General features: G+C 37.2%; 13 protein-coding genes. All 13 read right to left on the minus strand.

The features are described 5' to 3' along the window. Positions 1 to 12: 12 nt before the first annotated feature. Positions 13 to 732, minus strand: coding sequence for a 30S ribosomal protein S2 (rpsB, locus tag BHF70_RS02370; protein WP_192846092.1), 720 nt, complete (start codon positions 730 to 732; stop codon positions 13 to 15). Between the two features lie 155 nt (positions 733 to 887). Continuing rightward, the gene (gene codY / locus BHF70_RS02375) at positions 888 to 1655 is read right to left on the minus strand and encodes a GTP-sensing pleiotropic transcriptional regulator CodY (protein ID WP_075758734.1); all 768 of its coding nucleotides are present in this window, start codon (positions 1653 to 1655) and stop codon (positions 888 to 890) included. Positions 1656 to 1669: 14 nt separating this feature from the next. Then, positions 1670 to 3769, minus strand: a complete 2100-nt coding sequence (gene topA, locus BHF70_RS02380) for a type I DNA topoisomerase (protein ID WP_075758735.1) — start codon at positions 3767 to 3769, stop codon at positions 1670 to 1672. 46 nt (positions 3770 to 3815) lie between these two features. After that, complete coding sequence (gene dprA, locus BHF70_RS02385; RefSeq protein ID WP_075758736.1) at positions 3816 to 4910, minus strand: DNA-processing protein DprA; 1095 nt, start codon at positions 4908 to 4910, stop codon at positions 3816 to 3818. Next, positions 4900 to 6426, minus strand: coding sequence for a YifB family Mg chelatase-like AAA ATPase (locus BHF70_RS02390; RefSeq protein WP_075758737.1), 1527 nt, complete (start codon positions 6424 to 6426; stop codon positions 4900 to 4902). Before BHF70_RS02390 ends, dprA begins: the two co-directional genes overlap by 11 nt. 64 nt (positions 6427 to 6490) lie before the next feature. Next, the gene (gene nrdR, locus BHF70_RS02395; protein WP_075758738.1) at positions 6491 to 6940 is read right to left on the minus strand and encodes a transcriptional regulator NrdR; all 450 of its coding nucleotides are present in this window, start codon (positions 6938 to 6940) and stop codon (positions 6491 to 6493) included. A gap of 49 nt (positions 6941 to 6989) precedes the next feature. Then, complete coding sequence (locus tag BHF70_RS02400) at positions 6990 to 7238, minus strand: YlmC/YmxH family sporulation protein (protein WP_075758739.1); 249 nt, start codon at positions 7236 to 7238, stop codon at positions 6990 to 6992. A 101-nt stretch (positions 7239 to 7339) separates the two neighbouring features. Next, positions 7340 to 8158, minus strand: a complete 819-nt coding sequence (locus BHF70_RS02405; RefSeq protein WP_075758740.1) for an RnfABCDGE type electron transport complex subunit B — start codon at positions 8156 to 8158, stop codon at positions 7340 to 7342. Between the two features lie 12 nt (positions 8159 to 8170). Beyond that, a complete protein-coding gene (rsxA, locus tag BHF70_RS02410; RefSeq protein ID WP_075758741.1) occupies positions 8171 to 8746 on the minus strand; it encodes an electron transport complex subunit RsxA in 576 nt (191 codons plus the stop codon). 11 nt (positions 8747 to 8757) lie between these two features. Continuing rightward, on the minus strand, positions 8758 to 9459 hold the full coding sequence (rsxE, locus tag BHF70_RS02415; RefSeq protein WP_075758742.1) for an electron transport complex subunit RsxE: 702 nt from the start codon (positions 9457 to 9459) through the stop codon (positions 8758 to 8760). 1 nt (position 9460) lies between these two features. Further along, entirely contained in the window at positions 9461 to 10072 is a 612-nt protein-coding gene (locus tag BHF70_RS02420; protein ID WP_075758743.1) for an RnfABCDGE type electron transport complex subunit G, read from the minus strand. After that, the gene (locus tag BHF70_RS02425) at positions 10065 to 11015 is read right to left on the minus strand and encodes an RnfABCDGE type electron transport complex subunit D (protein WP_075758744.1); all 951 of its coding nucleotides are present in this window, start codon (positions 11013 to 11015) and stop codon (positions 10065 to 10067) included. Before BHF70_RS02425 ends, BHF70_RS02420 begins: the two co-directional genes overlap by 8 nt. A gap of 13 nt (positions 11016 to 11028) precedes the next feature. Continuing rightward, complete coding sequence (rsxC, locus tag BHF70_RS02430; protein ID WP_075758745.1) at positions 11029 to 12345, minus strand: electron transport complex subunit RsxC; 1317 nt, start codon at positions 12343 to 12345, stop codon at positions 11029 to 11031. Positions 12346 to 12381: the final 36 nt, after the last annotated feature.

Below are 12381 nucleotides of genomic sequence, written 5' to 3' on the forward strand. Positions count from 1 at the left end.
AACAAATTAAAATTATTCTTCTTCTGCAGCTTCTTCAGCTTCAGCATCAATTCCCTGGTTAGCTTCAATAACAGCATCAGCCATTGCAGATGTAATCAGTTTTACTGCACGAATAGCATCATCATTTCCTGGGATGATATAATCTAATTCTTCAGGATCGCTGTTTGTATCTGCGATTCCAACAAGAGGAATTCCTAAAGTATGTGCTTCCTGAACACAGATACTTTCTTTCTTAGGGTCTACAACAAAGATCATGTCTGGAAGTCCACCCATTTCTTCGATTCCGCCTAAGTTCTTCTGTAATTTGTCTTTTTCTTTGTTAAGTTCTAAAACTTCTTTCTTTGGAAGTACATCAAATGTTCCGTCTTCTTCCATTTCTTTGATTTTCTTAAGTCTTGCAATTCTTGATTCAATTGTCTTGAAGTTGGTCATCATTCCACCTAACCATCTGTTGTTAACGTAGAACATTCCACAACGTTCAGCTTCTGCCTGGATAGAATCCTGTGCCTGTTTTTTTGTACCTACAAACAGAATTTTTCCACCCTGAGCTACACAGTCTTTTACTGCATTGTATGCATCGTCAACCATTCCAACAGATTTCTGTAAATCGATAATATGGATTCCGTTACGTTCTGTGTAGATGTATGGTGCCATTTTAGGGTTCCATCTTCTTGTCTGATGTCCGAAATGAACACCTGCTTCAAGTAACTGTTTCATTGAAATTACGCTCATTATAAAATCTCCTTTAGTTTGTGCTTCCGCTGCTTTCATCGTTTCGGCAAACCTGTCGGCACTTACCGAAATTCCAACAGCGTGTTTATTTTTACCTATGACAGTATATCAGACCTTCTGCTTAATTGCAAGTATTTTCCTGTCTGATAACATCATTATCTTTGTTTTGTGATTTCATCAAATACGAAATCATTGGTTACCTTTATGTATGTTCCTTTCATTCCAGAAGATCTTGTCTCAATAACACCGGCACTTTCAAGTTTACGCAGTGCATTAACTACAACAGATCTTGTAATTCCAAACCGGTCCGCAATCTTACTTGCCACCAGAATACCTTCATTTCCATCCAGCTCTTCTAAAATATGTATGACTGCTTTATGTTCTGTAAAAGATAAAGTACTGATTGCTGAATCAACAATATGTTTCTTTCTGCGCTCCATTTCCATCTCCTCACTGACGGAACGAAGCATCTCAAGTCCAACCACGGTTGTTCCATATTCTGCAAGAATAATATCATCAATAGAATACTGTTTATTCTGGCGATACATAAACAATGTACCAAATCTTTCTCCTGCAATATCAATTGGAGCAATGATTGCAAAATAATCATCAATATCTGATTCAAAGCCCAGAGTTGACAAGCTGACATTTTCATTTGTTGATAGAATTGTCAGCAGTCTCTCATTCAGATAATGATCCACATAATCCTTTACATTTCCTGAAATCAGCTGATGAAGCACCTCAATATGAGGTTCCTCGTTTTTTCCAAGAATTTTCCCTTTTTTACTGATTACAAGAACATTGGAATCCATAACTTCTGTCAGCACTTTACAAATGTCGTTAAAAACCACTTTTTGGGAATTATTGTTATGCAACAGTTTATTGATTTTTCTTGTTTTATCTAATAACTGTATACTACTCATTTTATATACTCTCCTTATTTGGCGGAAACTTCTTTAGAAACCTCTTCTTCATCTGGACGGTTACATACATAACCACATTCTTTGTTTGAACAAACAAGCTTCTTGCCTTTTTCAATCATATAACTTCCACAACGCTCACATTTTACAGTAGATGGCTTCTGCCATGAGATAAAATCACATTCCGGATTATTTTCGCATCCATAATATTTGCGGCCTTTTTTCGTTTTCTTTAGAACAACTTCACCGCCACAGATCGGGCATGGTACTCCTACTTTTTCAAAATGCGGTTTTGTATTTCTGCATTCAGGAAATCCCGGGCAGGCAAGAAATTTACCATATGGACCATATTTTACTACCATGTTTCTTCCGCACTGATCACAGATAACATCTGTAACTTCATCTGCAATATCAACTTTTTCCAGTTCTTTCTCTGCATTTTTTACAGCAATGTTAAAATCAGGGTAGAAGTTCTCAATAATAGATTTCCAATGAACTTTTCCTTCTTCTACCATGTCAAGAAGGCCTTCCATCATTGCCGTAAAATTCACATCTACAATCGAAGAAAATGCTTTTTTCATCATTGAGTTTACGGCTTCTCCAAGTTCTGTTACATAAAGATTTTTCTTTTCTTTTACAACATAACGTCTTGCAACAATGGTTGAAATAGTTGGTGCATAGGTACTTGGACGACCGATTCCCAGTTCTTCTAAAGTTTTAACCAGGGAAGCTTCTGTATAATGTGCTGGCGGCTGAGTAAAATGCTGCTTGCTTTCAAAATCATTTAATGACAGCTGTGTATCTTCATCAATGGATTTTAACATAACATTTCCTTCAGATTTCTCATTATTTATATTATAAACAGATAAATATCCATCAAAAACAATTTTTGAAGCTGATGCTGAAAAACGATATTCACCTGCACTGATTTTTACTGAAGTATTTTCATACTTTGCAGGTGCCATACGGCTTGCAATAAATCGGTTCCAAATCAGCTGATACAGACGAAACTGATCTCTGGACAGCTGATCTTTTATACTTGCAGGAGAATTCTCCATATAGGTTGGACGGATAGCTTCATGGGCATCCTGAACCTTTTTATCGTTTTTCTTAGATATATTTCCATTACCAACATATGCTTCACCATATGTTTTTGCTATATACTCTTTTGCATTGGTATCTGCTTCTTCAGAAATACGTGTGGAATCTGTACGAAGATAAGTTATAAGACCAACGGTTCCTTTTCCTTTAATGTCTATACCTTCATACAGCTGCTGAGCAATCCTCATGGTCTTCTGAGTTGGAAAATTCAACTTGCTGGAAGCATCCTGCTGTAAAGTACTTGTAGTGAAAGGAAGAGGATTTTTCTTTAAACGTTCAGTGACTTTGACCGAATCCACCTTGAAATCTTTTCCGTTCAGGTCATTCAGAATTCTATCAAGTTCTTCTTTACTGTGTATCTCAAGCTTCTTATCCTTTGTTCCTGTAAATTTTGCAACTAAAGGTTTTTTACTGCCTTTCATATCCAGTAAAGCATCCAATGACCAGTATTCCTGAGGAATAAAAAGACTGATTTCTTCTTCCCGGTCACAAATCAAACGAAGTGCTACAGACTGCACTCTTCCTGCACTGAGCCCCCTTTTGATCTTAGCCCATAAAATAGGACTGATTTGATATCCAACAATACGGTCCAATACTCTTCTCGCCTGCTGGGCATCTACAAGATTCATATCAATCTCTCGGGCATGTTTGATAGAATCTTTTACTGCATTTTTTGTTATTTCATTAAAGGTAATTCTACTGCAGTTTTTATTCTCAAGCTTTAATGCATGATATAAATGCCAGGAAATAGCCTCTCCCTCACGGTCCGGGTCAGTTGCAAGATAAACTTTATCAGCTTTTTTCACCGCTTTACGAAGAGTTGCCAGTACCTCTCCCTTTCCTCTGATGGTAATATACTTTGGTTCAAAATCATTTTCCAGATCAATTCCCAAGGTACTTTTCGGAAGATCCCTGACATGTCCGTTTGATGCAATTACCTCGTAATTCTTACCAAGAAATTTTTTAATTGTTTTTGCTTTCGCTGGTGATTCAACGATTACTAGATATTTTGGCATATTATACTTACCCCTTGCTAAGATTTTTATTCAAGAATGCCTCCTTCTAAACAGTTGGCATCTCACATCTTATATATATATTATGGTGTACCTGTTTCACATAGCCATCCGATTCCAAATGAAACAATACTTCCAGGGTTTTTTCAAATGATAGCCCTGATAAATATACGATTTCATTTAAATGTTTCGGATACAAATCTAACACATCATACACCTTTTTTTCTGTAACCGCAAGACATTTTCCCATAAATTGACTGAAATTTCCTGAATATTTTGTGAAATCCGGGAATTCTGTCAGAATATCTTCAACAGATTCTGTTAGCTTTGCACCTTCTTTTATCAATCTATGACAACCCTCATGCTTTTTTTGTGTAACCGGTCCCGGCACTGCAAATATCTCTTTATTTTGTTCCAGTCCACAGTCTGCTGTAATCAATGAACCGCTTTTTTTCTCAGCTTCTACAACAACAACTCCGTCACTTAATCCACTGATCAGTCTGTTCCTTTTTGGAAAATTCCATGAATATGGAGGTACTCCAGGTGGATATTCTGATAGGACTGTTTGGGTTAAATACATTTCATGAAATAACTGATAATTATCTTTTGGATAAATTTTATCAATTCCACACCCAAGAATACCTGTTGTCATTCCGGTTTGAGACATTGCTCCTCTATGAGCTGCTCCATCGATTCCCTTTGCAAGTCCACTTATGACCCCAACGTTATAAGATGCCAGCTCCTTAGCAAATCTCCTGGCAATTTCTATTCCATAAGATGTAGGAAACCTTGTACCAACGATTGCTATATTAAGAGACTTTTCTTTATAAGGTTGTCCTTTTTGAAAAAATACATAAGGAAAATCGTAGATTTTTTTTAGACGCGACGGGTATGTCGCTTCCTGAAACATAGTACATATAATTTCCTGTTTTTCTAATTGCTCATATTGTTCTTGAATAAAAGATATATTTCTTGTTTTTATAAATGTCTCCAGTTGGCTTTTTGAAAACTTTTCTTCTATTATATTAGGTTTTACCAAAAATAATTCTCTGGGATGACAGAAAATCTCCATGAGCTGATGCTGTTTTACGGAACTGATACCAGACAAAGCTGAAAACCAATACCAATATAATTTATCTGTCATCGCCAAGCACCTCTTTTAAAAAGCTATCATTTCGATAAGATAAAGCCTCTATGATATGATATGGCTGAATTTGTTCCTGGTCATCCATAAGTGCAATGGTCATTGATAACTTTTTTATTTTGTCAACACCCCTCTTAGAAATCTTTCCATCTTTGTAAATATTACAAATCAGAGCTTCTCCATCTTTTGATATATTACATAGTTTCTTCATATCAAAAGCTTTTATTTCACTAAAAAAAGAATATCCTGTTTTTCTTAGCAGCTGTTTCTCTTTATTTACATTTTCAACAATTCTGTTCTTTATGGTTTTCGATGATTCACTTTGATTAATTTCTATAGCTGTCTTTTCTTCCACTGCAGATAATATCATATCAAACCTATCCAGAAGAGGCCCTGATAATTTCTTCAGATATCTCCGTTTTTCGTAGTAAGAACACCTGCATTTTCCTTCTTCCAGTCCATATCCGCAAGGACACGGATTCATGATACCAATTAATTGAAAATCCGCTGGAAATATGTAGTTTTTCCCAAGACGATTCATAATAATCTCATTATCTTCCAATGGCTGCTTTAAAGCTTCCAGACATTCAGTCCGAAAATCCATCATTTCATCTAAAAATAAAATTCCCAGATGCGCAAGTGTAATTTCTCCTGCCTTTGGATTTTTCCCTCCTCCTGTAAAAGCAGCCTTAGAAATAGATGAATGTGGAATTCGAAAAGGCCTGTCTGTATCCATGATATTCCTTGGAACACCTGTTGCATCATATATACTTTGTACTTCCAATCTCTCATCATCTGTTAATGGATATAATATAGAAGGAATTCTTTTTACTGCCATTGTCTTGCCTGAACCTGGTGACCCTGCAATTAACATATGATGTTTTCCGGTCACTGCGATCTCAATGGCACGTTTTAAATGTTCCTGACCTTTTATATCAATATAGTCTTCAGGATACTCTCTGTTCTCCCATTCTATCTTTCTTTTGAAATGATTCTTTTTAAGTTTTCCATGAAAAAAGTCTATGACATTTTCCAAAGTTTTCATATAAAATATTTCAATTCCTTCAATGGAATCCAGAGAATCTCGATCATCTTCTGCAACAAAAAATTTCTTTATTCCCTGCTTCCTTGCTTCTAAAATAATGGGAAGACAATTTCCAACACCATGAATTCTCCCATTAAGACCCAGTTCTCCAAGCACACAAAAGTTATGTAATTGATCGGATGGTATTAAGCCCAGACATGCTAAAAAGGCTACAGCAATGGGAAAATCAAATGCTGTGCCGCTTTTTCTGATATTTGCAGGGGATAAATTAACTGTGATTTTCATAGATGGCAATGGATGCCCGATAGATCGAAGTGCAGAGGCAACTCGCTCTCGTGCCTCTGCGGCTTCCTTGGATAAATAGCCTACCATAGTAAAATAGGGAAGACCATTTCTGATTTCAACTTCTACATGAATTAAATGTCCCGTGACACCTGAAACAATGCCACTTTGCACTTCCTGATAAATCATAACTGACTCCTTCTTCTCAGGAAGGTTTTCCAAAATGATAGGATTATCATACCATAATTGGAAATTATTTCAAGAGCTTCTTTAATTCATTCATAAAAGTATTTACATCTTTAAATTCGCGATAGATTGCAGCAAAACGCACATATGCCACTTCATCCAGATCTTTGATTTTGTCCATGACAATTTCTCCTATAAGAGATGTTTCAACTTCCCTGAATCCCAGGTTAAAAATCTTTGTCTCAATCTCATCCACTGCCTGATCAATCTGAGCCATGGAAATAGGTAATTTATGACATGACTGAACAATTCCATGACGTATCTTGTTTCTATCATATAACTGCCTTGTTTTATCCTTTTTGATTACTGATAATGGCTCTGTTTCAATCTTTTCATATGTGGTAAAACGTTTACTGCAGTCATCACATTGTCTTCTCCGACGAATGGCATTATTATCGTCCGCTGGTCTTGAATCAATAACTCTGGAACTTTCACTTCCACAATATGGACACTTCATCTTTCGCTACCTCCGTTTCTTTTGCTTGCAGTATAACATTTTTTATATTCTACTTCAAACATTCTTTTTCATTTATATCTACAAGAATTGTATCATGCCCAATTTTGACAATTTTTTTATATGGTATTCTATATATCTGATTTTTTCCAAAGCAACGGATTAGTTTTTCCGCTTTTGGAACAATTAAAAAGCATATACATCCGTTTTCAAGCTCAAATTCCAGATCAATCACAAAACCAAGTCTTTCTCCAGTCTTACAATTGATTACATCCTTTTGCCGCAGCTCAAGAAAATTCATAAAAACACCTTTTTTTCATTTATATTCAAAACCAAAGCATCTTATACAAAAAGACAGGAAGAAAATTCTCCCTGTCTTGTGCACCCAGACATCTCAAAAGTCTAGGCTTCTTTCTTAACTTCTTTTTTTCCTGTAATAATGCCCTTTGGACATTTATTTGCACATAATCCGCATCCAACACATTTGTCATAATCGATCTTGGCAATATTATTTTCAACGGTAATAGCTCCCAGTTTACAAGCCTTTTCACAGGCTTTACAACCGATACATCCGGCCTTACATACAGACATAACGGCTTTTCCAAAGTCTTTAGAACTACATTGTACTTTACATTTTTTATCATATGGTACAAGCTCAATCAATCCTTTCGGACAGATTTCTGTACATTTACCACATGCAACACATGCTTCTTTGTCAATATAAGCAATTCCGTTTACAATAGAAATTGCATCTTCCGGGCAAACATTTGCACAGCTTCCAAAACCAAGACATCCATATTCGCAGGCTTTTGGTCCCGCACCTGGCACTGTCATAGCTTCAATACAGCTCTGTGTTCCACTATACTTATATTTATCAGCTGCTTTTTCACAAGTTCCGGCACATTTTACAAATGCCACTTTCTTTACAAATTCTCCTGCTTCAACTCCCATGATTGCACTGATTTTTTCTGCAGCTGCTGGTCCACCAACAGGACATCCGTTAACCGGTGCTTCACCATTTGCGATTGCTTTTGCAAGGCCATCACAACCTGCATAGCCACATCCACCACAGTTGTTTCCAGGAAGTTCTGCTCTGATTGCGACTTCTTTTTCGTCAACAGGAACTTTAAATTTCTCAGAGGCAATTCCAAGTAAGATGGCAATTACCAGTCCAGTTCCTCCTACAACGACGGCCGCAAGAATAATTGCTGTAACGTCCATTCCTACTACCTCCTATATGATTCCTGAGAATCCAAAGAAAGCAATTGCCATCAACCCTGCAGTTACAAGAGTAATTGGCATTCCTTTAAAAGATTCCGGTATATTATTATGTTCCATTCTTTCACGAATACCAGCCAGGATTACGATAGCAACGGTAAATCCAATGGAAGTACCAATACCATTTACAACACTGGTAACAAAACTATAGCTGTTCTGCACATTAGTTAAAGCCACACCAAGTACAGCACAGTTTGTTGTAATCAGAGGAAGATATACTCCCAATGCTTCATACAATGCCGGCATGGATTTTTTCAATACTAATTCTACGAACTGTACTAATGCTGCAATTACCAGAATAAATACGATAGTCTGCAGATATTCCAGTCCTGTTGGAACTAAAATAAACGAATAAATTAAATTAGTTACGGCTGATGCGATGGTAATAACGAAGATGACCGCTGCACCCATTCCGCCAGCAGTTTCAACTTTTTTAGAAACTCCAAGGAAAGGACACAAACCAAGGAACTGGCTTAATACGACGTTATTTACCAGGGCGGACCCAATGGCAATTAACAATAAATCCTTCATAATAATCCTCCTTATTTATCATCGACTGTTGTATCAAAAAAGCTTCTGGAGCCACATGCACTATTTCCACAGTTGGCACAATCTCCACATCCTGTAGATGCAGGTGCTTTCTTTCCAGGTTTTTTACTTCTGATCTTATTCTGAGCTGCAACCAGACAAGCTAATACAAAGAATGCTCCTGGAGCAAGAATAAAGATTGTAATTGGTTCATAGGATGCTGGCATAACCTGCATTCCAAAAATCTGTCCTGCTCCCAGTAATTCACGGAAAGCACCGATTAATGTCAATGCAATAGTAAAACCAAGTCCCATTCCAAGTCCATCAAAAAATGATACAATAGGACCATTTTTTGCTGCAAATGATTCAGCACGTCCAAGGATGATACAGTTAACTACGATCAGAGGAATGTAAAGTCCCAATGCTGCATTTACAGATGGCACATAACCCTGAAGTAAAAACTGAACAATTGTTACCAGGGAAGCGATAACAACAATATATCCTGGAATTCTGACTCTGTCTGGAATTATATTTCTTAATGCTGAAATAATCAGATTGGAAAACATTAATACAGCTGTTGTTGATAAGCCCATTCCTGCACCATTGATTGCTGATGTTGTTACAGCAAGTGTCGGACACATACCTAACATTAATACGAAGGTTGGGTTTTCTTTTACGATACCATTAATCAAACGTTCTATTGGATTTGGTTTCATCTTACTTACCTCCCTTCAGGCTCTTTGCATATGCAACACAGCTGTTGACACCGCTTGTTACAGCACGGCTTGTAATTGTTGCACCACTGATAGCATCAACTTTTGCATCATCATTTTTTCCAGAACCATCTTTTACAACTTCAAATTTATCTGCTTTTTTATTTTTGAAATTACTTTTGAACTCATCTTCTGTAGCTTTCATACCAAGTCCGGCTGTTTCACTAATAGATAATGTTTCATATCCATTTACTGTTCCATCATTACGAACACCAACAGATAATGATACATTTCCGCCATATCCTTCCGGATTTGTGACAGAAAATACATAACCAAGTTCTTTTCCATTGCTGTCTACTGCTTTTGCTGCTTCACTGATTGTGTTCTGACCAAGATCATTTGCTTTTAATACTTTCGCAACTTCTTTCTGATCTAACTTCACATTTTCAAATTTTGCTGCATCAGCAAATACTGCTTTATAAGCTTCCTGTTTTGTCTTTTCTTCCTGGGCTGCAATCGGAGCTTTTGTAATGTTATATACAAATCCAAGAAGGAGACCGGCAATCAGAGTGATAACACATAATTTGATACAATCTGTAATCAGATTCTTATTCATTGCTCTTACCTCCTTTTGCTTTAACGATTCCAAATGGAGTAGGAACGGTTACTTTCTCAATCAACGGAACAAGTAAGTTCGCAATAATGATGGAATATGATACTCCTTCAGACATTGGTCCAAACAGACGGAATGTTCCGGTAAGAATACCGAGAAGTAATGCATAGATTACTTTTCCCTTATCTGTAATCGGGGATGTTACGTAGTCTGTTGCCATAAAGATAGCACCTAACATAAGTCCTCCACCAAATAAGTGAGAAGCAATAAAGTTAATATCCAGTCCATGTCCTCCAAACAGCGCCACAAACACTGCTACTGTTGCGATATAGACACATGGAATGATTGGAGAAATAACTTTACGGATAACAAGATAAATTCCTCCAATAATCAGCAGTATTGCAGAAGTCTCTCCAATAGTACCTGGAATGAACCCTTCAAATAATTTTAATACGTCTACAGTTTTTCCTGCTTTTAATGCTGCCATAGGTGTTGCTGTTGTCACACCGTCATATGTAAATGTTGTCATTCTTGCAGCAAAGGAAATCATCAGGAAACATCTTGCACCAAGTGCAGGGTTCATGAAATTCTGTCCTAAGCCACCGAAAAGCTGTTTTACGACAATGATTGCAAAAATACCACCTAAGATTGGAAGCCAGAAAGGAACTTCTGCAGGCAGGTTTAACGCAAGTAATAATCCGGTAAGAACAGCACTAAGATCACTGATAGTCACCGGCTGTTTCATAAGTTTCTGGTATGCATATTCTGCTACAACACAAGTAACAACCGTAATTGCAATTGTAATTGCCGCAGGAACACCAAAGATATAGATACCAAAAATAGTAGCGGGTAATAATGCAATTATTACATCCAGCATAATCTTCTGTGTTGAGCCATTATCTCTTACATGAGGGTTGGCAGACACATGATATAATGATTCGCTCATATGTATCTCTCCTTTATTTCTTTCTACGGTTTGCTAATACCTGTTTACGTCCTGTTTTCATTGACTGTGCAAGATTACGTTTTGCAGGACAAATGTAGGAACAGCATCCACATTCTACACATTCTGCTCCATAGAGCTTTTCAAATTCATCAAACTGGTTGTTGTCTGCAAGAACAGATAATTTTGCTGGCATCAGTTTCTGTGGACAGACTCTGACACAGCGGCCACATCTGATACAGTTACTTGGCTCATTGGCAGCAACCTCATCCTTTGAAAGTGCAAGGAATGATGAAAATGTCTTGACTGCAGGAACATCTGTAGTAAACATTGCCATACCCATCATAGGTCCTCCGGAGATAATCTTTTCCGGCTGAACTTTAAATCCACCGGCAGCTTCAATCAGTTCATTGACATTTGTACCTGTACGAACCATAAAGTTGCTTGGATTTGCAATTGCATCTCCTGTTACAGTTACTAAACGCTGGTATAATGGTTTACCATCTTTAACTGCTTCTTTAATTGCTACGATTGTTGCAACGTTATCAACGATACATCCTGCATCAGCTGGAAGCATACTTGAATTAATACTTCTTCCTGTTGTTGCATAAATCAGAGAACGTTCTGCTCCCTGAGGATATTTTGTCTTTAATGAGGCAACACTGATACGTGAATCTCCTTTTACAAGTGCTTCTACTTTTGCAATTGCATCTTTTTTATTATCTTCGATTCCGATAATTCCCTTTGCTTTAGGGAACATATCCAGGACAATATTCAATCCTTCGATCAATAATTCAGGTGTTTCCATCATAATACGGTAATCTCCGGTAATATAAGGTTCACACTCTGCACCATTTACGATAATATATTCAATTGCCTCTGGATCTTTTGGAGCAAGTTTTACATGTGTAGGGAATCCAGCACCCCCAAGTCCAACAATTCCTGCTTCTTTGATTGCTCCAAGTACTTCTTCTTTTGACATGGATTCATAAGGTTTTGTCTCGAACGCAACCTCTTTAAATTCTCCGTCATTTTCGATTACAATTGAGTTTACTTTCGCTCCTGCTGGAGTAATTCTCGGTTCAATTGCTTTTACTGTTCCTGAAACAGAGCTGAAAATATTTGCAGATACAAATCCACCAGCTTCTGCAACCTTCTGACCTACAAGTACTTTGTCACCCTTGTTTACGATTGGTTTCGCAGGGGCGCCAATGTGCTGGCCTACAGGTAAAACAACATCTCCTTTTGGCAGATATTCGGTGATAGGTGAATCTTTTGCATATTCTTTTCCATCATCCGGATGAACTCCACCGCTAAATGTAAACAATGCCATTTTAAGCCTTCCTTTCTTATTCATTATTTTTCCATT

This window comes from Anaerostipes sp. 494a (assembly GCF_001940315.1).
Taxonomy (GTDB): domain Bacteria; phylum Bacillota; class Clostridia; order Lachnospirales; family Lachnospiraceae; genus Anaerostipes; species Anaerostipes faecalis.

Coding starts and splice junctions, on each gene's coding strand:
- BHF70_RS02405 (WP_075758740.1), bottom strand. CDS start 8,158: ATGGACGTTACAGCAATTATTCTTGCGGCCGTCGTTGTAGGAGGAACT.
- rpsB (WP_192846092.1), bottom strand. CDS start 732: ATGAGCGTAATTTCAATGAAACAGTTACTTGAAGCAGGTGTTCATTTC.
- BHF70_RS02400 (WP_075758739.1), bottom strand. CDS start 7,238: ATGAATTTTCTTGAGCTGCGGCAAAAGGATGTAATCAATTGTAAGACT.
- nrdR (WP_075758738.1), bottom strand. CDS start 6,940: ATGAAGTGTCCATATTGTGGAAGTGAAAGTTCCAGAGTTATTGATTCA.
- codY (WP_075758734.1), bottom strand. CDS start 1,655: ATGAGTAGTATACAGTTATTAGATAAAACAAGAAAAATCAATAAACTG.
- dprA (WP_075758736.1), bottom strand. CDS start 4,910: ATGACAGATAAATTATATTGGTATTGGTTTTCAGCTTTGTCTGGTATC.
- rsxA (WP_075758741.1), bottom strand. CDS start 8,746: ATGAAGGATTTATTGTTAATTGCCATTGGGTCCGCCCTGGTAAATAAC.
- topA (WP_075758735.1), bottom strand. CDS start 3,769: ATGCCAAAATATCTAGTAATCGTTGAATCACCAGCGAAAGCAAAAACA.
- rsxC (WP_075758745.1), bottom strand. CDS start 12,345: ATGGCATTGTTTACATTTAGCGGTGGAGTTCATCCGGATGATGGAAAA.
- rsxE (WP_075758742.1), bottom strand. CDS start 9,459: ATGAAACCAAATCCAATAGAACGTTTGATTAATGGTATCGTAAAAGAA.
- BHF70_RS02420 (WP_075758743.1), bottom strand. CDS start 10,072: ATGAATAAGAATCTGATTACAGATTGTATCAAATTATGTGTTATCACT.
- BHF70_RS02425 (WP_075758744.1), bottom strand. CDS start 11,015: ATGAGCGAATCATTATATCATGTGTCTGCCAACCCTCATGTAAGAGAT.
- BHF70_RS02390 (WP_075758737.1), bottom strand. CDS start 6,426: ATGATTTATCAGGAAGTGCAAAGTGGCATTGTTTCAGGTGTCACGGGA.